This window comes from Streptomyces mobaraensis NBRC 13819 = DSM 40847 (genome assembly GCF_017916255.1).
GTDB classification, from domain to species: Bacteria; Actinomycetota; Actinomycetes; order Streptomycetales; family Streptomycetaceae; genus Streptomyces; species Streptomyces mobaraensis.
In genome coordinates this window covers 1,461,972-1,487,738 of record NZ_CP072827.1, presented here as the reverse complement: position 1 = coordinate 1,487,738, position 25,767 = coordinate 1,461,972, and the positions used below count along the sequence as shown (strand labels likewise).

At 73.3% G+C, this 25,767-nt stretch carries 24 protein-coding genes; 18 read left to right on the top strand and 6 right to left on the bottom strand.

The features are described from left to right. The first annotated feature begins 4 nt into the window (after positions 1–4). The 14 genes from pafA to J7W19_RS05835 all read left to right on the top strand — a co-directional run bounded on the left by pafA (position 5) and on the right by J7W19_RS05835 (position 14,581). Entirely contained in the window at positions 5–1,366 is a 1,362-nt protein-coding gene (gene pafA, locus J7W19_RS05900) for a Pup--protein ligase (protein WP_004944214.1), read from the top strand. Between the two features lie 167 nt (positions 1,367–1,533). Next, entirely contained in the window at positions 1,534–2,622 is a 1,089-nt protein-coding gene (locus J7W19_RS05895; RefSeq protein ID WP_004944217.1) for an FKBP-type peptidyl-prolyl cis-trans isomerase, read from the top strand. An 82-nt stretch (positions 2,623–2,704) separates the two neighbouring features. Further along, complete coding sequence (locus tag J7W19_RS05890; protein ID WP_004944219.1) at positions 2,705–3,079, top strand: FKBP-type peptidyl-prolyl cis-trans isomerase; 375 nt, start codon at positions 2,705–2,707, stop codon at positions 3,077–3,079. Between the two features lie 126 nt (positions 3,080–3,205). Next, positions 3,206–4,315: a helix-turn-helix transcriptional regulator gene (locus J7W19_RS05885; protein WP_210455291.1), complete on the top strand. Its 1,110-nt coding sequence runs from the start codon at positions 3,206–3,208 to the stop codon at positions 4,313–4,315. Positions 4,316–4,441: 126 nt separating this feature from the next. After that, entirely contained in the window at positions 4,442–5,404 is a 963-nt protein-coding gene (locus J7W19_RS05880) for a helix-turn-helix transcriptional regulator (RefSeq protein WP_004944225.1), read from the top strand. A gap of 10 nt (positions 5,405–5,414) precedes the next feature. Then, positions 5,415–5,660: a CpXC domain-containing protein gene (locus J7W19_RS05875; RefSeq protein ID WP_004944228.1), complete on the top strand. Its 246-nt coding sequence runs from the start codon at positions 5,415–5,417 to the stop codon at positions 5,658–5,660. Positions 5,661–5,852: 192 nt separating this feature from the next. Continuing rightward, positions 5,853–6,068: a hypothetical protein gene (locus J7W19_RS05870; protein WP_004944231.1), complete on the top strand. Its 216-nt coding sequence runs from the start codon at positions 5,853–5,855 to the stop codon at positions 6,066–6,068. 270 nt (positions 6,069–6,338) lie between these two features. Then, the gene (gene tatA / locus J7W19_RS05865) at positions 6,339–6,620 is read left to right on the top strand and encodes a Sec-independent protein translocase subunit TatA (protein WP_040889645.1); all 282 of its coding nucleotides are present in this window, start codon (positions 6,339–6,341) and stop codon (positions 6,618–6,620) included. A gap of 65 nt (positions 6,621–6,685) precedes the next feature. After that, complete coding sequence (tatC, locus tag J7W19_RS05860) at positions 6,686–7,663, top strand: twin-arginine translocase subunit TatC (protein ID WP_004944238.1); 978 nt, start codon at positions 6,686–6,688, stop codon at positions 7,661–7,663. A gap of 66 nt (positions 7,664–7,729) precedes the next feature. Then, positions 7,730–8,632 (top strand): diacylglycerol kinase, encoded by a 903-nt coding sequence (locus J7W19_RS05855; RefSeq protein WP_004944242.1) that lies wholly within the window; start codon positions 7,730–7,732, stop codon positions 8,630–8,632. A 258-nt stretch (positions 8,633–8,890) separates the two neighbouring features. Further along, entirely contained in the window at positions 8,891–11,707 is a 2,817-nt protein-coding gene (locus tag J7W19_RS05850; RefSeq protein WP_004944244.1) for a DEAD/DEAH box helicase, read from the top strand. A gap of 231 nt (positions 11,708–11,938) precedes the next feature. After that, on the top strand, positions 11,939–12,544 hold the full coding sequence (locus J7W19_RS05845) for a PadR family transcriptional regulator (protein ID WP_004944245.1): 606 nt from the start codon (positions 11,939–11,941) through the stop codon (positions 12,542–12,544). A 253-nt stretch (positions 12,545–12,797) separates the two neighbouring features. Next, positions 12,798–13,811: a daunorubicin resistance protein DrrA family ABC transporter ATP-binding protein gene (locus J7W19_RS05840; RefSeq protein WP_004944246.1), complete on the top strand. Its 1,014-nt coding sequence runs from the start codon at positions 12,798–12,800 to the stop codon at positions 13,809–13,811. Continuing rightward, positions 13,808–14,581 (top strand): ABC transporter permease, encoded by a 774-nt coding sequence (locus J7W19_RS05835; protein WP_004944247.1) that lies wholly within the window; start codon positions 13,808–13,810, stop codon positions 14,579–14,581. Before J7W19_RS05840 ends, J7W19_RS05835 begins: the two co-directional genes overlap by 4 nt. Positions 14,582–14,663: 82 nt before the next feature. On the opposite strand, the gene J7W19_RS05830 is transcribed toward J7W19_RS05835, so the two are convergent. The 3 genes from J7W19_RS05830 to J7W19_RS05820 form a co-directional block, all read right to left on the bottom strand. Then, positions 14,664–15,704 (bottom strand): hypothetical protein, encoded by a 1,041-nt coding sequence (locus J7W19_RS05830; RefSeq protein WP_004944249.1) that lies wholly within the window; start codon positions 15,702–15,704, stop codon positions 14,664–14,666. A 236-nt stretch (positions 15,705–15,940) separates the two neighbouring features. Beyond that, on the bottom strand, positions 15,941–16,807 hold the full coding sequence (locus J7W19_RS05825; RefSeq protein WP_040889633.1) for a siderophore-interacting protein: 867 nt from the start codon (positions 16,805–16,807) through the stop codon (positions 15,941–15,943). A 74-nt stretch (positions 16,808–16,881) separates the two neighbouring features. Next, positions 16,882–17,802 (bottom strand): 5'-3' exonuclease, encoded by a 921-nt coding sequence (locus J7W19_RS05820; protein ID WP_004944253.1) that lies wholly within the window; start codon positions 17,800–17,802, stop codon positions 16,882–16,884. A gap of 243 nt (positions 17,803–18,045) precedes the next feature. Between J7W19_RS05820 and J7W19_RS05815 the strand changes: the two genes are divergently transcribed. From J7W19_RS05815 to J7W19_RS05805, 3 genes are all read left to right on the top strand, one after another. Beyond that, positions 18,046–19,077 (top strand): quaternary amine ABC transporter ATP-binding protein, encoded by a 1,032-nt coding sequence (locus J7W19_RS05815; protein WP_004944255.1) that lies wholly within the window; start codon positions 18,046–18,048, stop codon positions 19,075–19,077. Beyond that, entirely contained in the window at positions 19,070–20,872 is a 1,803-nt protein-coding gene (locus J7W19_RS05810; protein WP_004944257.1) for an ABC transporter permease/substrate binding protein, read from the top strand. The genes J7W19_RS05815 and J7W19_RS05810 overlap by 8 nt, the downstream gene beginning before the upstream one ends. A gap of 250 nt (positions 20,873–21,122) precedes the next feature. Next, on the top strand, positions 21,123–21,869 hold the full coding sequence (locus tag J7W19_RS05805) for a helical backbone metal receptor (RefSeq protein WP_004944259.1): 747 nt from the start codon (positions 21,123–21,125) through the stop codon (positions 21,867–21,869). Here the strand turns inward: J7W19_RS05805 and J7W19_RS05800 are convergent. Further along, on the bottom strand, positions 21,796–22,971 hold the full coding sequence (locus J7W19_RS05800; protein WP_004944261.1) for a TDT family transporter: 1,176 nt from the start codon (positions 22,969–22,971) through the stop codon (positions 21,796–21,798). The genes J7W19_RS05805 and J7W19_RS05800 overlap by 74 nt on opposite strands. Before the next feature lie 70 nt (positions 22,972–23,041). On the opposite strand from J7W19_RS05800, the gene J7W19_RS05795 reads away from it, so the two are divergent. Further along, positions 23,042–23,974 carry a LysR family transcriptional regulator gene (locus J7W19_RS05795; protein ID WP_004944263.1) on the top strand — a complete coding sequence of 311 codons (933 nt, stop codon included), beginning with the start codon at positions 23,042–23,044 and terminating at the stop codon, positions 23,972–23,974. Positions 23,975–23,998: 24 nt separating this feature from the next. On the opposite strand, the gene J7W19_RS05790 is transcribed toward J7W19_RS05795, so the two are convergent. Together J7W19_RS05790 and J7W19_RS05785 are read right to left on the bottom strand one after the other, a co-directional pair. After that, positions 23,999–24,799, bottom strand: a complete 801-nt coding sequence (locus J7W19_RS05790) for a gamma-glutamyl-gamma-aminobutyrate hydrolase family protein (protein ID WP_004944265.1) — start codon at positions 24,797–24,799, stop codon at positions 23,999–24,001. Between the two features lie 204 nt (positions 24,800–25,003). Beyond that, the gene (locus J7W19_RS05785) at positions 25,004–25,735 is read right to left on the bottom strand and encodes a FadR/GntR family transcriptional regulator (RefSeq protein ID WP_004944267.1); all 732 of its coding nucleotides are present in this window, start codon (positions 25,733–25,735) and stop codon (positions 25,004–25,006) included. Positions 25,736–25,767: the final 32 nt, after the last annotated feature.

Sequence of the window (25,767 nt, the reverse complement as noted above, 5' to 3'; positions counted from 1 at the left end):
AGGCATGGACCGCCGCATTTTCGGGCTGGAGAACGAGTACGGCGTCACGTGCACGTTCAGGGGACAGCGCCGACTGTCGCCTGACGAAGTGGCGCGGTACCTCTTCCGCCGTGTCGTTTCCTGGGGCCGCAGCAGCAATGTCTTCCTGCGCAACGGCGCCCGTCTTTACCTCGATGTGGGCTCGCACCCGGAATACGCGACACCAGAGTGCGACAACGTGATCGAACTGGTCACCCACGACAAGGCGGGCGAGCGCATTCTCGAAGGACTGCTCGTCGACGCCGAACGCCGCCTGCACGAGGAGGGGATCGCGGGCGACGTCTACCTCTTCAAGAACAACACCGACTCCGCGGGGAACTCCTACGGCTGCCACGAGAACTACCTCGTGGCCAGACACGGGGAGTTCTCCCGCCTCGCGGACATCCTCATCCCCTTCCTGGTGACCCGTCAGCTGATCTGCGGCGCCGGGAAGGTCCTGCAGACGCCGCGCGGCGCCGTCTACTGCGTCAGCCAGCGCGCGGAGCACATCTGGGAGGGCGTCAGCTCCGCCACCACCCGCTCCCGCCCGATCATCAACACCCGGGACGAGCCGCACGCCGACGCCGAGCGGTACCGCAGGCTGCACGTCATCGTGGGCGACTCCAACATGTCGGAGACCACGATGCTGCTCAAGGTCGGCGCCACCGACCTGGTGCTCCGCATGATCGAGGCGGGCACGGTGATGCGCGACCTCACCCTGGAGAACCCCATCCGGGCCATCCGCGAGGTCAGCCACGACATCACCGGCCGCCGCAAGGTGCGCCTGGCCAGCGGGCGGGAGGCGTCCGCCCTGGAGATCCAGCAGGAGTACTACGAGAAGGCGGTCGACTTCTGCGAGCGGCGCGGCATCCGCACGGGCGTCGTCGAGCGGGTGCTGGAGCTGTGGGGCCGCTCCCTGGAGGCGATCCGGGACGAGGACCTGGACCGCATCTCCACCGAGATCGACTGGGTGATGAAGTACCAGCTCATCGAGCGCTACCGGGCGAAGAACGCCATCAGCATGTCGCACCCGAGGGTCGCGCAGATAGACCTCGCCTACCACGACATCCACCGTCGCCGGGGCCTGTACTACCTGCTGGAGCGGCGCGGCCAGGCCGCGCGGGTGTGCAACGACCTCAAGATCTTCGAGGGCAAGTCGGTGCCCCCGCAGACCACCCGGGCACGGCTGCGCGGCGATTTCATCCGCCGCGCGCAGGAACAGCGCCGGGACTTCACCGTCGACTGGGTCCACCTCAAGCTCAACGACCAGGCGCAGCGCACCGTGTTGTGCAAGGACCCTTTCCGGTCGGTGGACGACCGGGTGGAAAAGCTGATTGCCGGAATGTGAGCGGACGCACGGCCTGAATTCGTGAATTCGGGGCAGCGAATGGGACATCGGTGCGCCGGACCCCTCGGTCCGGCGCACCGCCGTGTCGGACGGGGGTGCCGGACGGGACTCAGGCCGTAGAGTGGCGGGCACTGTTCAGCCACCACCCCCTAGCCCGAGTTGGACCGATGCTGCGATTCACCGCGGGACGTTTCCCGCAATCCCGTCGCCTCGCGAGGACCGCGAGCGGCACCCGCCCGTCCCGCCGTCTGGCCGCCGCCCTGGCCGTGCCCGTCCTGCTGCTGACCGCCGCGGGCTGCGGCTCGGACGACGGCTCGAAGAAGTCCTCCGAGAGCAGCTCCAAGGCGTCGGAGAGCTCCGGGTCCGCGCAGGGCGGCTCGAAGATCACGGTGACGGGCGCCTTCGGCGAGCAGCCGAAGATCTCCGTTCCCAAGGACGCCAGGGGTCCGGACAAGGTGCGGATCACCACGATCACCGAGGGCAAGGGCGCCACGGTGGAGAAGGGCGCGTTCACCCGGCTCGCCTTCGCGGTGCAGTCGGCCCAGGAGGGCGCCACCCCGAAGGGCACCTGGAACCCCGAGCCGGGCCAGGACACCAAGGGGCCGCGCCGCGAGCTGGTGCAGCGGGTGGGCGGCGGAGAGGGCGGCGGCCAGGTGCCGGACGCGGTCGCCGACGCCCTGGTGGGCCGCAAGGTCGGCACCCGGGTGTGGGCCGAGGGCACGCTGAAGTCGATGTACGGCGACAAGGTCCAGCAGAACGCGGACCAGACGCTCGTGTGGGTCCTCGACGTGGTGGGCACCGGCACGGTGGACGCCAAGGCGGAGGCCAAGGGCGAGCAGGCGAAGCCCGAGCCGGGGATGCCGGAGGTGAAGGCCGAGTCGGGGAAGCCGGCCGAGATCACCATGCCCAAGGGGGAGAAGGCGCCCAAGGAGCTCAAGGAACAGGTACTGATCAAGGGCGACGGCCCCGAGGTCAAGGCCGGCGACGGCCTGGTCGCCCAGTACACCGGCGTGCTGTGGGACGGCGGGAAGAAGTTCGACTCGTCCTGGGACCACGGCGGCGCCACCGGCTTCCAGATCGGCACCGGTTCGGTCGTCTCCGGCTGGGACAAGGGCCTGGTCGGCAAGCACGTGGGGGACAGGGTGCTGCTGGTGCTCCCGGCCGAGCAGGCGTACGGCAGCAGCCCGCCGCCGGGCAGCGGCATCCCCGCCGACGCGCCGCTGGTCTTCGTCGTGGACATCGTGGGCAAGGTCTGACCGCCTCTCGGGGACGAGCCCGGACCGCTCGTCTGCGAAACTTGCACGGTTGTCCGCAGAATCCGTTCGTAGGAGCACTTACGTGAACATCGACAAGCCGGAGATCGACTTCCCCGAGGGCCCGGCCCCGTCCGACCTGGAGATCGTCGAGATCTGGGAGGGCGACGGCGCGGTGGCCAAGGCCGGCGACTTCGTCAAGGTCCACTACGTGGGCGTCGCCTACTCCACCGGCGAGGAGTTCGACGCGAGCTGGAACCGCGGCAAGCCGCTGGAGTTCCAGCTGGGTGCCGGCCAGGTCATCGAGGGCTGGGACAAGGGCATCCAGGGCATGAAGGTCGGCGGCCGCCGCCGGCTGACCATCCCCGCCCACCTCGCCTACGGCGACCGCGGCGCCGGCGGTGGCGTGATCGCCCCGGGCGAGACGCTGATCTTCGTCTGCGACCTGATGGGCGTCTGACCGGGTACCGACCGGTCGTGACCGAGGGCCCGCGCGATCCGCGCGGGCCCTCGGCTTTTGCCGGGTGACCCGTGAGCGGTACGGTCATCGGTTGAAAGAACATGAGAAGAGGGCGAGAGGGCGTCGATGGCGATTGCCAAGGCCGAGCGGCTGATGAATCTGGCGCTGTGCCTGCTGGGGACGCGTCGTCCGCTCAGCAAGCGGGAGCTTCGGGGCTCGATCGAGGCGTACATCGAGGCCTTCGGGCCGGGGAGTGCGGTGGCCTTCGGGCCGGGGAGTGCGGTGGCCTTCGGGCCGGGGAGTGCGGTGGCGTTCGGGCCGGGGAGTGAGGCGGCCTCCGCGGACGTCGCGGCCGATCGCGACCCGGACGCCGCCCCGGCCCACCGTGCCGCCGGCACCGGCAGCGACGACGCCTTCAACCGCATGTTCGAGCGGGACAAGGAGGACCTCCGCGAGCTCGGTCTGATCATCGAGACGGTCGAGGGCGTCGACGGGGAGACCGGCTACCTCGCCCGCCGGGACAGCAACCGCCTCCCCCCGATCACCCTCGACGTCGAGGAGTCCGCGGCGCTCGGTCTCGCCGCGAAGGTCTGGCAGCAGGCGCGGCTGGCGTCGGCCGCCAGCGGCGCGCTGCAGAAGCTGCGCGCGGCCGGCATGCCGCTGGCGGAGGACGCGTACGAGGGCGGCGCCCTGGAGACGCGGATCCCCGTGCACGAGGCGGCGTTCGAGCCGCTGATGCTGGCGGCGCGCGACCGCAGGACCGTCGTCTTCGACTACCGCAAGGCCAACGCGGCCCGGCCCGAGCAGCGGCACGTCGAGCCGTGGACGCTGGAGTGCTGGCGCGGCCACTGGTACCTGGCGGGCTGGGACCGCGACCGCGAGGCGGAGCGCGTCTTCCGCCTCTCGCGCATCACCGGCCGCGTCCGTTCGCGTGCCCTGCCCTTCACCGCGCCGGTCCCCGACCACGTCACCGTCCGGGAGACGGTGGAGAGCTGGGCGGGCGAGACGGCCACCGGCACCGCGCTGATCAGGGTCCGGGCCGGGCACGGCTACCCGCTGCGGGCCAAGGCCCTGTCCCGCCGCGACCTGGGCGACGGCTGGGACGAGCTGGAGATCCCGTACGGGCACGGGCTGGACGCCTGGCTCGTCGAGTTCGGCCCGGACGTGGTGGTGCTGGAACCGGACGACCTGCGGGCCGACGTCCTCGACCGGCTGCGGGCCGTGGCCGAGGGCTGACGGCTCGCCGCCGGCGCGTTCCGGCGAGCGGACCCCGTCGAACACCCAGCGGACTTCGAGCAGGTTCGAGCGGACCGGGAACGGGTCCGATCGGACTGTGAACGGAAAGGTACGGACCGACCCCCCATGGCCGGAAACGCCATCGACCAGACCCGGCGGATGCTGTCGCTGGTCACCTACCTGCGCGAGCGCCCCGGCGCCCGCGTCGCCGACGTCGCGCGGGCCTTCGGCATCACCGAGGACGAGCTGATCGGCGACCTCGACGTGCTGCCGATGTGCGGCACCAGCTTCCGCGGCGGCGACCTGCTGGACATCGACACCGACGGCGACCGCATCTGGTGGCACAACCCGGACGCGTCCGGCACCAGCACGGGCGAGCCGCTGCGGCTCGCCGCCGACGAGGCCACCGCCCTGCTGGTGGCCGCCCGCGCGGTGGCCAACCTGCCCGGACTGCGGGAGAGCGACCGGCAGGCGCTGGTGCGCGCCACCGCCAAGATCGAGGCGGCGGCCGGGGAGACGGCGGGCGCCAGCTCCCGGCTCTCGGTCACCTTCGAGTCCGAGGGCGGCGTCTTCGCCGACGTCGACCGGGCCATCGCCGAGCGCCGCCGGCTCTGGGTCCGCTACTACTCGCCGGCCCGCGACGAGCTGACCGAGCGCGAGGTCGACCCGATCCGGCTGTTCGCCGTCGGGCACACCTATATGGAGGCGTGGTGCCGGCTCTCCGAGGCCCGGCGCACCTTCCGGCTGGACCGGGTGGCCGAGATCCGGCTGCTGGACGAGGTCTCCGACCCGCCGCCGGTCGAGCCCCGCGACCTGTCGGCCGGGCTGGTGCAGCCCGCGGCCGAGGATCCCGAGGTCGTCGTCGAGGTGGGCCCCGGCGGACGCTGGGTGGCCGAGTACTACCCCCATGACAGCGCCGACGAGCTGCCCGGCGGCGGTCTGCGGATCACCCTGCGCACCCCCGACCCCGCCTCGCTGCGCCGGCTGGCGCTGCGGCTGGGCCGGGACGGCCGGATCGTCTCGCCCCCGGAGCTGGCGGCGAGCGCCCGGGACGCGGCGCGCGAGGCCCTCGCGGCGTACGGCGGGTGAGGTGGGCACGGTGAGCGGGTACGCGCGGGAGCTGTCGGACGCGGTCTTCAAGGCCGCCTGCCCTGACTGCCGGGGGAGCTTCGAACTGGCCGCCGGCGCGTTCCGGCTGGCGATCGGCGGCAGCCGGCGCACCACCTTCTACTCCTTCACCTGCCCCGACTGCGGCGCGTCGGTTCGCAAGCCGGCGGGGGAGCGGATCGTGCAACTGCTGACCGGCGGGGGCGTGCGGACGCTGCGGCTGCACTCGCGGGTGTGACGGGGTGGGTGGGGGCCGTCGGAAGTGACGGGATGGGCGGGTTTCCGCTGGGTCCGGCGGGACGGGCGGGGTCTCCGCTGGGTTCGACGGGACGGGCGGGCCCGCCAGGTCTGCCGGCCCAGGGCGGGGGCGGGTCCGCCGGGGGGCGGCCCTGTGCCCGGGCTCCGTTCCGGCTTCGGTAGGTTCGTCCCCATGCTCTTCCCCATGCTGGCCGTCGCCCTCTCCTTCTGCGGCATCGCCGTGCTCGGCGTGCTCGCCGCGCTCGTCCTGGCGCAGGTGCGCCGGCTGGCCCGGCAGGTCGAGGAGAGCTCCCGGCGGATCGCCCGGGCGACCGAGGACCTGGAGCGGGCCGCCGCGCCGCTCGCGGCGGAGGCCGCGCGGGTGGCGCACGGCGTGCGCCCGGAGTGACACCGGGCGCGCACGGCCGCACCGGAAGCGGCCGACGGCCGTCTCCTGCGCCGGAACCGCTGGCGGTACGCTGGTGCGGGTGACCCGGCCGACGAAGCGGAGGGTCGCCCGCGGGAACAGCGGGGGAACGGCGGGGAAGTACGCGCGGGGATTGCCCGGCGTTCATCCTTGCGCGTTACGATCGCTGCCGTACGACTGCTGGACAAAACGTCTTATCGGTCCACAGCTCCACACCCCTAAACCGCTTCGGTGAGAAGGTAAACGCTTATGTTGTTCGGACGGATCGGGGCCCCCGAGATCATCCTCATTCTCGTCGTTGTCGTGCTCCTGTTCGGCGCCAAGAAGCTCCCCGACATGGCGCGTGCCCTCGGCAAGTCCGCCCGCATCCTCAAGAGCGAGGCCAAGGCGATGAAGTCCGAGGGCAAGGACGCCGCGGCGCCCGCCGAGCCCGCGGACCAGCAGGCGGCGGCCCCGCGTACGATCAAGGCGGCCCCCGGCGACGTGACCTCGCGCCCGGTGCAGGAGCCGGCCGACCGTACGACGCAGCGCTGACGACCGAGGACGACTGGGGCGGCCGCCCGTCGGCGACCGTCCGCCGCACGAGATAGGGACGTGGGTTGCTCAAGCCTGCCCGCAAGAAGGAGAAGGATCCCGAGGGGCGGATGCCGCTCGCGGAGCACCTTCGTGAGCTGCGCAACCGGTTGGCGAAGTCGGTCATCGCGATCGTGATCGTCTCGATCGTCTCGTTCATTTACTACCGCGAGATCATCGAGGTGTTCCAGCACCCGATCCAGCAGTCCATCGGCTGTGACCTCACCATCAAGGAGCTGCTGGACACCAAGTCCGGCACCAAGACCAAGTGCGGCACCCTCACGATGTCGGGGCTGACCGGGCCCTTCGCCCTGTCGATGAAGGTGGCCATGGTCTCCGGTCTGGTGCTGTCCAGCCCGGTCTGGCTCTACCAGCTCTGGGCCTTTCTCGCGCCGGGCCTGCACCGGCACGAGAAGAAGTACGCGCTCAGCTTCGTCTCGGCGGGTGTTCCGCTCTTCGCCGCGGGTGCCTGGTTCGCGTACACGATCATGCCCACGGCCGCCAAGGTGCTGATCGAGTTCACACCGGACGGGGTCACCAACCTCGTGCCGCTGGACGACCTCCTCGACCTGATCATGCGGTTGATCATCGTCTTCGGCCTCTCCTTCGAGCTGCCGCTGCTGCTCATGCTGCTCAACTTCGGCGGGATTCTCACCGGCCGCCGGATGCTGGGCTGGTGGCGCGGCATGATCATGGGCGTCACGATCTTCGCGGCCGTGGCGACGCCGACCGTCGACCCGTACTCGATGTTCATGCTGGCCGGGCCGATCGTCGCGCTGTACTTCATCGCCGTCGGCATCGCCCTGCTCAACGACAAGCGCAGGGGCAGGGCCAACCCGGACCGTCTCCTCGACGACGACGAGGCGGCGCCCCTGGACCTGACGCCGGAGCCGGTCGGCGATGTGGAGCCGCTGCCCGCTCTGGACCGGTCCGGGCGTGAGTCCGGTCGTGAGGGCCACAACGGGCAGCCCGTGCGGCGGAACGGGTACGACGACTTCACCTGATCCTCATCGGTACCCCCGGGGCGGCAGTCGGTATACGACTGCCGCCCCGTCGCGTAGGGTCCGCGCGTGACCAGCGACATCACCCTCTTCGTCAATCCGGCGTCCGGCCGGGGCCGTGGGGCCCGCGCCGCGCTGCCCGCCGCCCGGGTGCTGCGCGCGGCCGGGCACTCCGTCCGTACCGTCGTGGGCGCGGACGAGGCCGACGCGCTGCGGCGGGCCCGGGAGGCGGTCGCCGGCGGCACCGGCGCGCTGATCGCCGTGGGCGGGGACGGGATGGTCTCGCTCGCCCTCCAGGCCGTCGCCGAGACGCCGACCCCGCTCGGCGTCGTCGCCGTCGGGACCGGCAACGACTTCGCCCGCGCCAACGGGCTGCCCGTCCGGGATCCGGAGGCGGCGGCGCGGCTGATCGCCGGTTCGCTGAAGGGGGACGGGGGTGCCCCGCGCGATCTGGGGAGGGTGGCCGGCGGTCCCTACTTCGGGACCGTGCTCGCCTCCGGCTTCGACTCGCGCGTCAACGACCGCGGCAACCGGATGCGGTTCCCCTCCGGGCGGCTCCGGTACGACCTCGCGCTGCTCGCGGAGCTCGCCGCGCTGCGGCCGATCCCCTACCGGCTGCGGTTCGACGACGGGCCCGAGCGGCGGATCGAGGCGACGCTCGTCGCCGTCGGGAACGGCGGGTCGTACGGGGGCGGCATGCGGATCTGCGGGGACGCGCGGATGGACGACGGGCTGTTCGACGTGACGGTGGTGGGGGCCTGTGGGCGGGGGGAGCTGTTGCGGGTGTTTCCCCGGGTATATCGGGGGACGCATCTTTCGCATCCGAAGGTGCGGGTGTTTCGGGCGGCGCGGGTTTCGTTGGCTGCGGCGGATGTGACGGCGTACGCGGATGGGGAGCGGGTGGGGGCGCTGCCGTTGGTCGCGGAGATGGTGCCGGGGGCGGTGCGGGTGCTGGGGGTTCGAGGGGGGTGAGCCCCGGTCCCTCCCCCAAAGGGGGCACCCCCACTTCGCCGTTTCCCGGGGCTGCCGCCCCAGACCCCGCTTGTCGCGGCTTCGCCGCTCGTCCTCAACCACGCGGAGCGCGGTTTCAGGGGTCCGGGGGCTTGGCCCCGGGAAACGGCGAAGTGGGGGTGCCCCTTAGGGGGAGGGACCGGGGCACAGCCGCCCGCAGGGCGCCCCTTGGTAAAGATCGCGTGCCTGTCCGACCCGCCCGGTAGGCTCGTAGACAAGATGACCGACGACATGTCCCCTGCTGAGCGCTATGCCCTGGCGAAGCGGCGCGCCGCGGAGCAGGCCACCGCGCTGGCCTCCTTCCGTGAGATGTACGACTTCGAGCTGGATCCGTTCCAGATCGACGCCTGCAAGGCCCTGGAGGCCGGAAAGGGGGTGCTGGTCGCGGCGCCGACCGGCTCCGGCAAGACCATCGTGGGCGAGTTCGCCGTCCACCTGGCCCTCCGCGAGGGCCGCAAGTGCTTCTACACCACCCCCATCAAGGCGCTGTCCAACCAGAAGTACAACGACCTGGTCAAGCGCTACGGCGCCGCCAAGGTCGGGCTGCTGACCGGTGACAACAGCGTCAACTCCGACGCCCCGGTGCTCGTGATGACCACCGAGGTGCTGCGGAACATGCTGTACGCCGGGTCCCAGGCCCTCAACGGGCTGGGCCACGTGGTCATGGACGAGGTGCACTACCTCTCCGACCGCTTCCGCGGCGCCGTCTGGGAAGAGGTGATCATCCACCTGCCCGAGTCGGTGACGCTGGTGTCCCTGTCGGCGACGGTCTCCAACGCCGAGGAGTTCGGCGACTGGCTGGACACCGTCCGGGGCGACACCGAGGTGATCGTCTCCGAGCACCGGCCGGTGCCGCTGTGGCAGCACGTGCTGGCCGGGCGGCGGATGTACGACCTGTTCGAGGAGAAGACGGGTCCGGACGGCACGCCCGTCACCGGGCGCCGGGAGGTCAACCCGGACCTCGTCCGGCTGGCCCGGATGGAGAACAGCCGGCCGATGGGCGGCCGGGACCGTCGCCGCGGCCGGGAGGCCGACCGCGAGCGGGAGCGGCGGCAGCGCAGCCGGATCTGGACCCCCAGCCGGGTCGAGGTCATCGAACGGCTCGACGCCGAGGGCCTGTTGCCCGCCATCACCTTCATCTTCAGCCGCGCGGGCTGCGAGTCCGCCGTCCAGCAGTGCCTCTACGCAGGGCTGCGGCTGAACGACGACGACGCCCGGCGCCGGGTGCGCGAGATCGTCGAGGAGCGCACGGCGTCGATCCCCGACGAGGACCTGCACGTCCTGGGCTACTTCGAGTGGCTGGAGGGGCTGGAGCGGGGCATCGCCGCGCACCACGCGGGCATGCTGCCGACCTTCAAGGAGGTCGTGGAGGAGCTGTTCGTCAAGGGGCTGGTGAAGGCGGTCTTCGCCACCGAGACGCTGGCCCTGGGCATCAACATGCCCGCCCGGTCGGTGGTGTTGGAGAAGCTCGTCAAGTGGAACGGCGAGCAGCACGCGGACATCACCCCCGGCGAGTACACCCAGCTGACCGGCCGGGCCGGGCGGCGGGGCATCGACGTCGAGGGGCACGCGGTCGTGCTCTGGCAGCGGGGCATGGACCCGGGCGCCCTCGCGGGTCTGGCCGGCACCCGGACGTACCCGCTCCGGTCCAGCTTCAAGCCGTCGTACAACATGGCGGTCAACCTCGTCTCCCAGTTCGGCCGGCACCGGTCGCGGGAGCTGCTGGAGACCTCGTTCGCCCAGTTCCAGGCGGACCGTTCGGTCGTCGGCATCTCGCGTCAGGTGCAGAAGAACGAGGAGGGCCTGGCGGGCTACCGCGAGGCGATCACCTGCCACCTCGGCGACTTCGACGAGTACGCGCGGCTGCGCCGCGAGCTGAAGGAGCGGGAGACCGAGCTGGCCAAGCAGGGCGCCGCCCAGCGCCGCGCCGCCGCGGCCGCCGCCCTGGAGAAGCTCAAGCCGGGCGACGTGATCCATGTGCCGACCGGCAAGTTCGCCGGGCTCGCCCTGGTGCTCGACCCCGGGCTGCCCGGCCGTACCGACCGGCACCGCGGCTGGGACGCGTACGACGGGCCGCGCCCGCTGGTGCTCACCGCCGAACGGCAGGTCAAGCGGCTGGCCGCGCTCGACTTCCCGGTGCCCGTCGAGCCGTTGGAGCGGATGCGCATCCCGCGCACCTTCAACCCGCGCAGCCCGCAGTCCCGCCGCGACCTCGCGTCGGCGCTGCGCACCAAGGCCGGGCACATCGTCCCCGAGCGGCACCGCAAGGGCCGGTCGGCGGCCGTCGACGACGCCGAGATCTCCCGGCTGCGGACGGCGATCCGGGCGCACCCCTGCCACGGCTGCGACGAGCGCGAGGACCACGCCCGCTGGGCGGAGCGCTACCACCGGCTGCTGCGGGACACCCGGCAGCTGGAGCGGCGGATCGAGGGCCGGACGAACACCATCGCCCGTACCTTCGACCGGATCTGCGCGCTGCTGACCGACCTCGACTACCTGCGGAACGACGAGGTGACCGAGCACGGCCGGCGGCTCGCCCGGCTCTACGGCGAGCTGGACCTGCTCGCCTCCGAGTGCCTGCGCGAGGGCGTCTGGGACGGGCTGGCCCCGGCCGAGCTGGCGGCCTGCGCGTCCGCGCTGGTCTACGAGGCGCGGATGAGCGACGACGCGGTGGCACCCAAGCTGCCGTCCGGTGCCGCCAAGGCGGCCCTGGGCGAGATGGTCCGCATCTGGGGCCGGCTGGACGCCCTGGAGGAGGCGCACCGGATCAACCAGGCGGAGGGCGTGGGACAGCGCGAGCCCGACCTCGGGTTCGCCTGGGCCGCCTACCGCTGGGCCTCCGGGCACGGGCTGGACGAGGTGCTGCGCGAGATCGAGATGCCGGCCGGCGATTTCGTCCGCTGGACCAAGCAGCTGATCGACGTCCTGGGCCAGATCGCGGCGGCCGCGCCGCACGGCAGCCCGGTCGCGCGCAACGCCCGCAAGGCGGTCGACGGTCTGCTGCGCGGGGTGGTGGCGTACTCCTCGGTGGGGTGAGCCGCGCCGGTCGCCGTATCGGTTCCTCGGTGAGAGCCCGCCCCCGGAAGTCCTCCGGGGGCGGGCTCTCTCGCGTTCCGGAGGATCCTCGAAACGCGATACATCGCGGGCTTGTCTTTTTCGGGTAACGCGATATGCTTGCGAACGGATATACGACGACGAGGAGTCGACGTGTCGAGGGCAGTCCGCACAGTCCGTCGCAAGCTGAGCAATCCCCTGGCGCTGGCCGTCATGGTCACGCTGTTCGAGCGGCCGCTGCACCCGTACGAGATCGCCAGGGTGCTGCGACTGCGGGGCAAGGATCAGAGCATCAAGATCAACTACGGTTCGCTCTACACCGTGGTGCGCAACCTGGAGAAGCACGGCTTCGTCGAGGAGGCCGGTACCGACCGCCGGGGCAACCGCCCGGAGCGCACGCTCTACGGGCTCACCTCCGCCGGGCGGCGGGAGGCGCGCGACTGGCTCGCCGACCTGGTGGCCGTCCCGGTGCGGGAGTACCCCTTGTTCGAGACGGCCCTGTCGCTGCTCATGGCGTTGCCGTACGACGACGCCCGCGCCCTGTTCGACGAGCGGATCGCCGCCCGCGAGGACGAGGCCGCCGGGCACCGCGAGGCGCTCCGGGAGCTCGACGGCACCTTGCCCCGGCTGCTGCTCGTCGAGGCGGAGTTCCGGCTGCACATGCTGGAGGCCGAACTGGACTGGCTGCACGGCTTCCGCGCCGACCTCGACCGGGACGCGGTCGGCGGCACCGCCGAATGGCGGGAGCTGAGCGAGACCGGCCGGATACCGGAGACCCTGCGGAAACTGGAGGAGGCCGCGAGCGAGAACGCGGAGTGAGGGACGGTCTCCCCGAGACCGCCCGAAGAGAGCGAGATGACGAGGTCCCGGCGGGTGCTGCTGCAACAGCCCCCACCGGGACCCCGGAACCCCGAACGGGCCTGCGGGGCAGGCCGGCTGTCGAGGTGCGGCACACCCAGGATAGCCCGGCACCCCCGTGGACCGGTTCGTCATACACCCGAATCCGGCGGCACCGGATTCGGTTGCACCGAACCCACCGACACACGGAGGCCGCTCAGCCATGAGCACAGCCATGCCCGTCGGCACCGCCGCGCCCGCCATCGAGGCGCGCGGGCTGACCAAGACCTACCCCGGCGGGGTCGCCGCCCTGGACGGGCTCGACCTGACCGTCCGGGCCGGTACCGTCTTCGGGCTCCTCGGCCCCAACGGCGCCGGCAAGTCCACCACCGTCAAGATCCTCACCACCCTGGCCCGGCCGGACGCCGGCACCGCGTCCGTCGCCGGCCACGACGTCCTCCGCCGGCCCGAGCGCGTACGCCGCGCCATCGGCGTCGTCGCCCAGCGCTCCGGAGCCGACCCCACGGCCACCGGCCGGGAGAACCTGCTGCTGCAAGGCCGGCTGTACGGACTCCGGGGGCCCGCCCTGGCCGCCCGTGCCGACGAACTGCTGGCCCGCTTCGCCCTCGCCGACGCGGCCGGCCGGCCCGCCCGGACGTACTCCGGCGGCATGCTGCGCCGGCTCGACGTCGCGATCGGGCTGGTCCACCGGCCCGAGGTGCTGTTCCTCGACGAGCCGACGACCGGGCTCGACCCCGAGGCGCGGACGGCCATGTGGGAGGAGATCGACCGGCTCGCCGGGGAGGAGGGGCTGAGCATCCTGCTCACCACCCACTACCTGGACGAGGCCGACCGGCTCGCCGAGCGGATCGCCATCGTCGACCGGGGGCGCGTCGTCACGACCGGCACGCCCGACGGGCTCAAGGGCGAACTGCGCGGCGACGCCGTGCACGTCGAGCTGCGTGATCCCGTGGACCCGGCGGCCGGACCGTCCCTCGCGGCGGCGCTCGGCGCGTCCGCGGGCGTCCGGGAGACCGTCCTCGACGGGCGCCGGCTGAGCGCCCGGGCGGACGACGGCGCCGCGGCCGTCCCCGCCGTCCTGGCCGTGCTCGCCGGGGCCGGGGTCCCGGTCGCGGCCGTCACCGTGGCCCGGCCCTCCCTCGACGACGTGTACCTGCGGCACGCGGGGCGGCGCTTCGCGGACGCCGACGTCGACGCGCGGGCCGTTCCGGCGGGGGGTGTCCGATGAGCGTCGCCCTCCGGCACACCTGGTACATGACGCAGCGTCAACTGACCGCCGTGGTGCGGCAGCCCGCCTTCATGGTGATCACCCTGATCCAGCCGGTGATCTGGCTGTTCCTCTTCGGCGCCCTCTTCCGCCGGGTGGTCGAACTGCCCGGCTTCGGCGGCAGCTACCTCGACTACCTGGTGCCGGGGGTCGTCGTCATGAGTGCCCTCTCCAGCGCCATGTGGGCGGGGATGAGCACGCTGGACGAGATAGAGCGCGGCACGCTCAACCGCTTCCTCACCACGCCGGTGAGCCGGGGCGCGCTGCTCAACGCCAACGTCGTGCAGCAGGCCGTCAGCACGGCCGTCCAGTCGGTCGTCATCCTGCTGCTGGGGCTGGCCGGTGGCGCGGACTATCCGGGTGGGGCCGGTGGCCTGGCCGTGCTGGTGCTCGCCTCCGTGCTGCTGGCCGTGGTGACGGGGGCGGTGTCCAACACGATCGGGGTGCTGGCCCGGCAGCGGGAGTCGATCATCGCGCTCAACACGTTTCTGCTGCTGCCGCTGACGTTCGTCTCGTCCGCCTTCATGAAGCCCGAGTTGATGCCGGGGTGGATGCGGCACGCCGTCGACTACAACCCCGTCGACTGGGCGCTGGTCATGAGCCGGTCCGCGCTGGCGGGTGACCCGGACTGGGGCCTGGTGCTGGGCCGGGGCGGGCTGCTGATGGCGGCCGGGGCGGTCGCGGTGTGGGTTTCGGGACGGACGTTCCGGGCCTACCAGCGGTCCGTGTAGGCCGGGTGGGGGCGGGGTTCCGGCTCGGCCTTGCCCCCTCCTTTCGCCGCTTGTCCCCTGAACGCCGGGAAGCGGGCTGGGCCTACCAGGACTCGTCAGGCCGCTTCCGTGCCCGCTTGCGGCGGCGGCCGACGAGGACGTACGTGGTCGATGCCGCCACCAGGGCCGCGGCGGACGCGATGCCGACGATCGCGCCGGTGCCCGGGCCGCCCTCGCCGCCACCGGCCGCGTGATCGCCGTCACCGGAACCGTCCTCGTCGGGCGCGGTCTCGCTGGTCCGGTCGACGATCTCCTTGTACGCGTGGGGGCCGGCGCAGAAGTCGCGGTTGGCCGGGTCCATGGCCTGGGGCACGGTGAGCTTCACGGACGCCAGGGGCGAGTCCTCCTCCTCGTCGCCCCCGCCGGCCACGAGGTCCACCGCGTAGGTGCCGGGCTGGACGTCGCAGCGCACCATGCCGGCGAGGTCGGTCCACCAGCCGTCGGCCTTGCCCTCCTTGAAGTTCCTGGACAGGCGCTTGACGGGGGTGACGAAGGCGGGGGAGCGGAGGGTGAGGGCGTCGTGCGCGTCGAGGGTGGCACGGTCGGTGGTGATGGTGAACACGGCCTCGCCGCCGCGCTGCGGCTCCCGGCCGCCGGGGCGGAGGCCCAGCGTGGGCGCGCCGGCCGGGCCGGTGGACGCGGTGGACGCGGTGGGCCGGGGCGAGCCGCCGGCGCAGGCGCCGGCGCGCCCGCCGGTCACCGTCAGCCGCGTGGCGGCGGCGGGCTCGTCCGCGCCGTTCAGCAGCACCTGGACCGGGTGGTCGCCGGGCCGGGCGTCGCAGCGGACCCGGGCGCGGACCGGCACGGTGGTGTCGTCGGCCTTGTTGTGGCCGAAGTCCTTCTTGGGGACGGTGATCTTCGCGTCGAAGACGGGCGACTCCACGACTATGGAGTCGACGCCCTCGGGGGCGGGGCCCTCGACGGTCACGACGAACTCGGCGTCGCCGCCGCGCGGGGCCGGGGCGGCGCTGGTGATCTCCGTGTGCGGCGTGGCCGGGGCGGGCGTGGCGAGGACGGGTCCGGCCGTCGCCAGGGCGAGGACCGCGGCGGCCGTGCTCGCGAGGGATATCCGTGCGGGGCGCATGGCGCTGAGCCTATCCCCGGGGGCGGGCGGCGGCTGCGGGCCGTGGCTGTTGTGGAGTGCCCCGGTCCCGCCCTTTCTCCGTTTCTTGCGGGGGCTGCGCCCCCGCACCCCCCCCGGCGCGCCTGCGGCGCGCGTCCTCAAACGCCGGACGGGCTGGAGGGTCGGGCGGGGGCAGCGTTCGCGCGCCGTCCTCAAACGCTGGAGGGATGGGCGTGGGCAGCGTTCGCGTTCCGCCCTCAGACGCCGGACGGGCTCGCCGCCTTCTCCTGTTCCGCCTCCACCTGCTGGTTCCACTCTCGCTTGGATGCCTGCCAGCCGTCCTCGTCGTGGCCCCGGCGCCAGTAGCCGGAGATCGAGAGGCGTTCGCGGGGAATCTCGCGTTCCAGGCGGAGGTGGCGGCGGAGTTCCTTGACGAAGCCGGCCTCGCCGTGGACGAAGGCGTGCACGTCGCCGGGCGGGAAATCGAGGGAGCGGACGGCGGTGACCAGGGCCTCGCCGACGGTGGCGGCGCCGCGGTGCAGCCAGGTCACCTCGATGCCCGGGGCGAGGTCGAGCTTCTGCTCCTCGTCCTCGTGGGCGATCTCGACGAACGCCCGGACCGTGGCGTCGGGGCGGGTCGCCGACAGCCGCTCCAGGGCGGCGCCGATGGCGGGGAGGGCGCTCTCGTCGCCCGCGAGGAGGTGCCAGTCGGCCTCCGGGTCGGGCGCGTAGGCGCCGCCCGGGCCCATGAACAGCACCTCGGTGCCCGGTTCGACGCGGGCGGCCCAGGGGCCGGCCAGGCCCTCGTCGCCGTGGACGACGAAGTCGACGACGAGTTCGCGGGCGAGCCGGTCGAAGGAGCGGACGGTGTACGTCCGGGTGCGCGGCCACTGGTCGCGCGGCAGGTCCCGGCGGATGACCTCCATGTCGAAGGGCTCCGGGTAGGCGACGCCCTCGTACGGGAAGAGGAGCTTGATGTAGTGGTCCGTGAACTCCCCGGCGGGGAACGCGTCCAGGGCCTCGCCGCCCAGGACCACCCGTGTCATGTGCGGCGTCAGGCGCTCGGTGCGCAGCACGTGCGCCCGGTGGACCGGTCGTTTCCTGGGGGCGGGGCGTTCTGCCATTGGACGGTCTCCCTGAGCACGCGCGGTTGCGGGGTCTTGCGGCGAGATCTTAGTTAGGTCTGCCTAACCTAACATTACTCCTCCCCGGGAAGGGCGGACAGCAGCCGCTGCAAGGATCCGCCCAGCCCCCACCGCTCGGCCAGCGCGTTCAGGGCGTGCGCGTCGCGCGGGCCGGCGGGCAGGGCCGCGTCGAACGGCGGCAGCGCCACGTCGGACGCCACCCGCACCACCTTCGGCGCCACGGCCAGATACGGGCGCGCCTCGTCCAGCCGCCGCCGCTGGGCCGGGGTCAGCTTCGACGCCGGGTCGGCCACGGCCGCGAGGATCCCCGCCAGGTCGCCGTACGCGGCCAGCAGCTTCGCCGCCGTCTTCTCACCGACGCTCGGCACGCCGGGCAGCCCGTCGCTGGGGTCGCCGCGCAGCAGCGCCAGGTCGGCGTAGCCGGGGCCGTCCACCCCGTACTTCTCCCGCAGTACCGCCTCGTCCACCATCTGGAGCGTGCCGACGCCCTTCACCGGGTAGAGCACGCGTACTCCGCGGGCGTCGTCGACCAGCTGGTAGAGGTCCCGGTCGCCGGTGACCACGTCCACCGGGCCGGCGGCCCGCGCGGTGAGCGTGCCGATCACGTCGTCGGCCTCGTATCCCGGCGCGCCGACGCGGGCGATGCCCACCGCGTCCAGCACTTGCTCGATCACCGGGACCTGGGGGGAGAGGGTGTCCGGCACCTCCTCCTCGTCCGTTCCGCCCGCGACCGCCCCTCCTTCTCGGGCCACCCGGTGCGCCTTGTAGGACGGGATGAGGTCCACCCGCCACTGCGGGCGCCAGTCCTCGTCCATGCAGGCCACGAGGTCGTCCGGGCGGTGGTCCTGGACGAGGCGGGCGATGAAGTCCAGCAGGCCGCGCACCGCGTTCACGGGCGTGCCGTCGGGGGCCCGCACCGACTCCGGGACGCCGAAGTACGCGCGGAAGTAGAGGGAGGCGGTGTCGAGGAGCATCAGGCGTCGCGTCACACCCCGATCATGCCGTACGTCACTGACACACCCTCGGCCCCAAGTGGAGCGGATGTGAAGTGGATCACTCTTCCGTTTGCTCCCGGGAAACCGGGGCAGGCGCGGCCGCGGAGCGGACCCGTCTGTGCCGGAACGGCGCGCACGGGACGCGGGCCCGATGCCCGTCCCGTTCCACGGCCGCCCGCCGGGGGGAGGCGGGCGTCACCAGGTTCGACCCGTGAGGTGTATGTGTCCAGGCTGAAGGCCGAGCACTTGTACAAAGTGTTCGGCAAACGACCCGAAGCCGCCGTCAAGCGGCTCGAAGGCGGCGCGAGCCGCGACGAGCTGCGTGCGGACGGCACCACGGCAGCCGTGATCGACGCCTCGTTCGAGGTCGAGGCCGGCGAGATCTTCGTCGTGATGGGTCTCTCGGGCTCCGGCAAGTCCACCCTGCTCCGGATGCTCAACGGCCTCCTGGACCCCACCTCCGGCCGGGTCTCCTACGACGGGCGCGACCTGACCGCCCTCACCCCCGCCGAGCTGCGCGAGGTCCGCTCGCGCAACATCAGCATGGTCTTCCAGCACTTCGCCCTCTTCCCGCACCGCAGCGTGCTCGAGAACGCGGGCTACGGCCTGGAGGTGCGCGGCGTCCCGCGCGCCGAGCGCGACCGGCGGGCCGCCGAGGCCCTGGAACTCGCCGGGCTCGGCGGCTGGGAGCGCTCCTGGCCCGACGAGCTGTCCGGCGGCATGCAGCAGCGCGTGGGCCTCGCCCGCGCCCTGGCCACCGACGCCGACCTGCTGCTGATGGACGAGTCCTTCAGCGCCCTCGACCCCCTGATCCGCCGCGATATGCAGGACCAGCTGCTGGACCTGCAGAAGCGGCTGAAGAAGACCATCGTGTTCATCACCCATGACCTCAACGAGGCCATGCGCCTCGGCGACCGCGTCGCCGTCATGCGCGACGGCCGCATCGTCCAGAACGGCACCGCCGAGGACATCCTCGTCCGGCCCGCCAACGACTACGTCGCCTCCTTCATCCAGGACGTCGACCGCTCGCGGGTCCTCACCGCCGGTTCCGTCGCGGAGGACGGTTCCGGCGCGGACGCCGTCGCCACCGTGGCCGCGGACACGCCGCTGGCCGACCTGTTCGCCCCGCTGGCCCTCGGCACCGGCCCGGTCGCCGTGACCGGCGCCGACGGCGCCCCGGCGGGGGTGGTCACCCGGGACCGGCTGCTGGCCGTGCTCGGCGAGCAGCCGGCGGGGGTGACCGCCCATGCCTAGGATCAAGCTCGGCTCCTGGGCGCAGTCCGCCGTGGACTGGCTCCAGACCCACCTCTCCTGGCTGTTCGACGCCATCAGCACCGTCCTGACCGGCCTCTACGACGGTGTGCACGCGGTGCTCGAAGCCCCCGACGCGCTGCTGATGGCGGGCATCCTGGCCGTCGTCGCCTGGTGGCTGCGCGGGCTGCTCGCCGGGGTGTTCGCCTTCGCGGGGCTCGCCCTGATCGACTCCTTCGAGCTGTGGGACGAGGCCACCGCGACGCTGTCGCTCGTCCTCGTCGCCAGCTTCATCACCCTGCTGCTCGCGGTGCCGCTGGGCATCTGGGCCGCCCGCGACCAGCGCGTCAGCCGGGCGCTGCGGCCGGTGCTGGACCTGATGCAGACCATGCCGGCGTTCGTCTACCTGATCCCCGGCGTGATGTTCTTCTCGATCGGCCCGATCCCGGGCCTGTTCGCGACGATCATCTTCTCGATGCCGCCCGGCGTCCGGATGACCGAGCTGGGCATCCGCCAGGTGGACGGCGAACTCGTCGAGGCCGCCCGGGCGTTCGGCACCACCCCGCGGCACACCCTCACCCGCGTCCAGCTCCCGCTGGCGCTGCCCACCATCATGGCGGGCGTCAACCAGGTCATCATGCTGGCGCTGTCCATGGTCGTCATCGCGGGCATGGCGGGCGCGGGCGGCCTCGGTGAGACGGTGTACGCGGCCGTCACCCAGGTCGACATCGGCGGCGGTGTGGAGAGCGGCCTCGCGGTCGTCGTCCTCGCCATGTACCTGGACCGGATGACCGGCGCGCTCGGCAAGCGGGTCTCCCCGCTCGGCCGCCGCGCGTCCGCCAAGTCCGCCGCGACCGCCCGGCCCTCGGCCGTGCTGAACTACCGGCCCGGCACCGCCGTCGCCACCGTCGGCGTCGTCGTCCTCGCCCTCGTCGCGGGCGGTATGCACCTGGTCGGCGGCGAGCGGGAGAGCGTCGCCGCCGGGGCCGACGTCGGCCGCGGCCAGAAGGTGAAGATCGGCTACTTCCCCTGGGACGAGGCCGTCGCCACCACCTACCTCTGGCAGAACGTCCTGGAGGCCCGCGGCTACAAGCCCGAGGTCAAGCAGCTCGACCCCGGGCCGCTGTACACCGCGCTGGCCCAGGGCCAGATGGACGTCCAGTTCGACTCCTGGCTGCCGACCACGCACCAGCAGTACATGGACCGCTACGGCGACAAGCTCAGCGACCTCGGCACCTGGTACGGCCCCACCTCCCTGGAGCTGACCGTCCCGTCCTACGTCAAGGACGTGAACTCGCTGGAGGACCTCAAGGGCAAGGCCGGGAAGTTCGGCGGGAAGATCGTCGGCATCGAGGCCAGCGCCGGCATGATGGGCAAGCTCAACGGCAACGTCCTCAAGGACTACGGCCTGGACGGCGAGTACAAGGTCGTCTCGTCCTCCACCTCCACGATGCTCGCCGAGCTCGACCGGGCCATCAAGAACAAGGAGCCCGTCGTCACCACCCTGTGGTCGCCGCACTGGGCGTACGGCACCTACGACCTCAAGAAGCTCAAGGACCCCAAGGGGGCCTGGGGCAAGGGCGAGAAGCTGCACGTCGTGGGCAAGAAGGACTTCGCCGCCGACTTCCCGCGGATCGCGGAGTGGGTGAAGGGGTTCTCGATGTCCGAGAAGGACCTCGCCTCCCTGGAGGCCGAGATCCAGAAGGGCGGCAAGGGCAAGGAGAAGGCGTCCGCCGGGCGTTGGCTTGATGCCCACCCGGGGTTGCTGGACCGGCTGGCGCCGGTGAAGACGTCCTGAGGTAGCGCCTGCGGCGGGCGGTGCCCCGGTCCCGCCCTTTCACCGTTTCCTGGGGCTGCCGCCCCAGACCCCGCTTGTCGCGGCTTCGCCGCTCGTCCTCAAGCGCCGGACGGGCTGAATATTCAGCCCGTCCGGCGCTTGAGGACAACCGCGCGGAGCGCGGTTTCGGGGGTGCGGGGGCTTGCCCCCGCAAGAAACGGCGAAGGGGCGGGACCGGGGCATCCCCCCGTCGGCGGCGTACCGTGGCACGGTGACCACGTCGCCCAAGCGAACCGTACGCCGCGTCGTCTCGCTCGTCCCGTCGCTCACCGAGGCCGTCGCCGCCACCGCGCCCGAGGTGCTCGTCGGGGCCACGGACTGGTGCGAGCACCCGCCGGGGCTGGACGTCGTCCGGGTCGGCGGGACCAAGAACCCCGACGTCGCGCGGATCGCCGCGCTCGCGCCGGACCTCGTCGTCGCCAACGAGGAGGAGAACCGCGCTCCCGACCTCGCCGCCCTGCGCGCGGCCGGACTCGCGGTGCTGGTGACCGAAGTGCGTTCGCTGGAGCAGGCGTTCGACGAGCTGGAGCGGCTGCTCGTGGCCGGCTGCGGGCTGTCCGCGCCCGGGTGGCTGGCGGACGCGCGGGACGCCTGGCGGGATGTGGGCGCCGCGACTCCCGTGTTGAGCGCGGTGGTTCCGGTGTGGCGCCGGCCGTGGATGGTGCTCGGGCGGGACACCTTCGCCGGCGACGTCCTCGCCCGGCTCGGCGTCCGCCATGTCCACGCCGACCATGCCGAGCGCTACCCGCGCGTCCCGCTGGAGGAGCTGCGGGCGAGCGGCGCGGACCTGGTCGTGCTGCCCGACGAGCCGTACCGCTTCACGCGCGACGACGGGCCCGAGGCGTTCCCCGGGCTCCCCGCCGCGCTGGTCAGCGGCCGTCATCTCACCTGGTACGGGCCGTCGTTGACGCAGGCGCCCGAGGTGCTGGGACGGGCGCTGCGAACAGCCGTCCGCTGACCAGCCCGCCCGCGGTCCGCACGGCCGCGACCGCCCAGGCCGCCACCAGCACCGCGTACAGGGCGACCGCGAGCCAGGTGAGGGCGTGCAGCCCGGTGTGGCGCGCCAGCCCCGCGGCGCCCGTGACGCAGGTGCCGACCGGGAAGGTGAACGCCCACCAGGTCATCGTGAACCCCATGCCGGAGCGGGCCGCCCGGACCACCATGGCCGTGGCGAAGGCCAGCCACAGCAGGGCGAAGCCCAGCACCGGCACGCCGTACAGCACCGCGAAGGCCGTCATCGCCGCCGGGTACGGGCCGCCGACCGCGCCCGGGGCGGCGTCGGCGAGGTTGTTCACCGCTGTGGTGGACTGCCCCAGCGGGCCCAGGACGAGGAACAGCGTCGGGGTGAGGGCGAGCGGCAGCGGGCCGTGGTGGACCAGCCGGGAGAACAGCACCGGCAGGATCAGCAGCGTCATCAGCAGGCTCAGCCCGAACAGCGCGTAGCAGCCGAGCAGCAGGGCCTCCCGCGGCTGCCCGGCCGGCAGGTGCGCGACGAGCGCCGGGCCGAGCGCCGCCGACACCATGGGCGCCACGACCGGCAGCAGCCACACGGGCGAGGCGGTGCCGGGCTCGACCCGGTGCCGCGCCACCATCAGGTATGGGACGCCGGCGGCGGCGACCAGGCCGGCGACGGTGCCCGCCGACCACAGCACCGCGTCCACCGCCACCGCCGCCGGTTCGCCGATCACGCCCGCTCCCACGGAGAGCGTCGCGCCGCCGACCGCCAGCAGGGCCATCGCCAGGCAGCCGTAGAACGGCGCCACCGCCGGGTCGGCGAGGTGCCGGACCGCCTGGTCCCGGTGACGCGCCCAGTGCGCGGCCCGGGCGGCGAGGAGCGCGACGAGGGCCGCGGTCGCCAGCACCCAGACGGCCTCCAGTGCCGGGCGCGGCAGGGCCCGCCCCGGGAGCGCCGCGCCGGCGCTCGCCACGATGGCGGTGCCCATGACCGTCGCGTACCAGTTCGGACCGAGGTGCCGCAGCCGGCGGACGCCGGGGGAGGGTGCGGCGGGATCCGGGGCCGCCGGGCGGGGGACTGGGGTGAGGGAACCGACCGTGCTCATGCCTCCACGCTCGCCCTTCCGGCCCTCCCGTACCAGGGACCGCCTTCCTATGACCACATAACCTGGACTTATGACCTACCCGTCGGACTCGTTCGGCCCGCCGCGGCCGATCGCGGAGCGCGTCCCCGACCTGGCCGCCCTGGAACTGCTGCTCGCCGTGGCCCGGCTGGGCAGCCTCGGCCGCGCGGCCCGCGAACTGGGCATCACCCAGCCCGCCGCGAGCGGGCGCCTCCGGGGCATGGAGCGGATGCTGGGCGTCGCCCTGGTGGAACGCTCGCCGCGCGGCTCCCGGCTCACCCCGGCGGGCGTCCTGGTGACGGACTGGGCGCGCCGGATCGTCGAGGCGGCCGAGGCCCTGGACGCCGGGGCCCAGGCGCTGCGCACCCGCCGCGACTCGCGGCTGCGGGTCGCGGCGAGCATGACCATCGCCGAGTACCTGCTGCCCGGCTGGCTGATCACGCTGCGCACCGAGCGGCCGGGGACGGCCGTCTCCCTGTTCGCCGGCAACTCGGCGGCCGTGGCGGCCCGCCTCCTCGCGGGCCGGGCGGACCTCGGCTTCGTCGAGGGCCTGGAGGTGCCGCCCGGCCTCGACGGCGCCGTCATCGGCCACGACCGGCTCGTCCTGGTCACCGCGCCCACCCACCCCTGGGCCCGCCGCCGGACGCCCCTCACCCGCGCCGAGCTCGCAGCCACCCCCCTGATCCTCCGCGAGAGCGGCTCCGGCACCCGGCAGGTCCTCGACGCGGCCCTCGCCGCCGAGGACGGCCCGGCCCCGCCACTGCTGGAACTCGCCTCGACCACGGCCGTCAAGGCGGCGGTCGTGAGCGGCGCCGGCCCGTCCGTCCTCAGCGAACTGGCCGTCGTCGACGAACTCGCCACCCGCCGCCTCGTCGAGGTCCCCGTCACCGGACTCGGCCTCCGACGCGACCTGCGCGCGGTCTGGCCCCTGGGCCAGCGGCCGGTGGGGCCGGCGTGGGACCTGCTGGGACTGACGCGGGGGTAGGCGCGGCCTCTCGCGGGACGGGCTTCACGGGGCCCGGTGGCGGCCGGGAGCGCGCCCGGTGGCGAGGGCCGGGGACGTGGTAGCCGCGATCAGTCCGCGGATGAGGCGCAGGTCGTCGCGGACCTCCGGGTGCCACTGCACGCCGACGGCGAAGCGGCCCTCGGGGGACGGGAGTTCCAGCGCCTCGATGGTGCCGTCCTCCGCGTGGGCCGAGGCGACGAGACCGCGGCCGAGCCGGGCGACGCCCTGGTGGTGGTGGGTGGCGACGTCGACCGGGAGGGGCATCAGACGGGCCGTCAGGGTGCCCGGGACCACCTCCACGAGGTGGTCGCCGAAGGTGCCGACCCGAGGGTTGTGGCCCTTGTGGCCCACGGTTTCCGGGAGGTGCTGGTTGAGGGTGCCGCCGGCGTGGACGTTCATCAGCTGCATGCCCCGGCAGATGCCCAGCACCGGGATGCCGCGCCGCGACGCCGCGTCCAGCAGGGCCAGTTCCCACAGGTCGCGCTCCGGGACCGGGCGGCCGGTGCGCGGGTGCGGCTCCTCGCCGTAGAGGGCGGGGTCCACGTCCTCGCCGCCCGCCAGGACCAGGCCGTCGAGGCGTGCGACGAGCGCGGGGGCGGCGTCCGGGGCGTCGGGCGGCAGCATGACGGCCAGGCCGCCCGCCCGCCGGACGTACTCCGGGTAGGTGCTCGGCAGCAGCGCCGCGTGCTGGTCCCAGGCGATGCCCCAGCGGGCCCGGGTGGAGTAGGTGCTGACCCCGATCAGCGGCTGGTGGGTCCGGGGCGCCCGAGGGGCGGGCACGGGCCGGCTCTGCTGGGTTGTCACGCGTCCTCGCGTCCTTTCCGGTGGCGGGGACCGGCCGGGGTGGGGTCCGGTCGGGCGTCGTCCGCCGGGCGTCGCCCGTCGGTGGGGAGCCGGTAAAGGTCGCCCCCCGTACCTTTGCCCGTGGACGGCGTGTGGCGCAACCCCCGCGCGCCTCGCGCCCCTTGGACGCGCCCTCCGCCGCCCCCGCTCCCGTCCGCGCCCGGTTCAGGCGAGGAAGCCCCGCAGCAGTGCCGCCGTCCCCGCGCAGTGCTCGCGCATGGCCGCGCGCGCCGCGTCCCGGTCGCCCCGGAGGACGGCCTCGGCGAGGGCCGCGTGCTGGCGCTGCGAGTGCTCCAGGTTCCGGACCAGCAGCGGGATGCAGTCCAGGAGTTGGTTGACGGTCGCCCGCACCGCCGAGTACTGCGCGGCCAGCGACGCCGAGCCGGACAGCTCGGCCAGGGTGAGGTGGAAGAGGGTGTCGTGGCGGCGGTAGTCGTCCGGGGCGGCGTCGCGGGTGGCGGTCAGGGCCGCGCGCAGCCGGTCCGCCGCCTGGGGCGGGAGCGGCCGGGCGGCGCACAGTTCGGCCGCGCCGAGTTCCAGGACCTCGCGGAACCGCAGGGTGTCCTCCACGTCCACGTCCGCGACCCGGCGGCGCAGTTCGGCCGCGTCCGCCGTCGGGGCCGGTGCCGGGCGCGCGTGGACGAACGTTCCGCCGTACCGGCCGCGCCGGCTCTCCACCAGCCCCTGCTCGTGCAGCACCCGCAGCACCTCGCGGAGCGTCACCCTGCTGATCCGCAGCCGCTCGGCCAACTCCCGTTCCGACGGCAGCCGTTCGCCGTCGGCCACCAGGCCGAGGCGTATGATCCGCAGTATCCGCTCCAGGGCCTCTTCGAAGCCGTTGCCCGCGTGCACCGGCCGCAGCACCGACGACAGCCGGTCGGCCGCGCTCCCGTTCATCGGACCCCTTCCCAACCAATGGTCTACCGGCA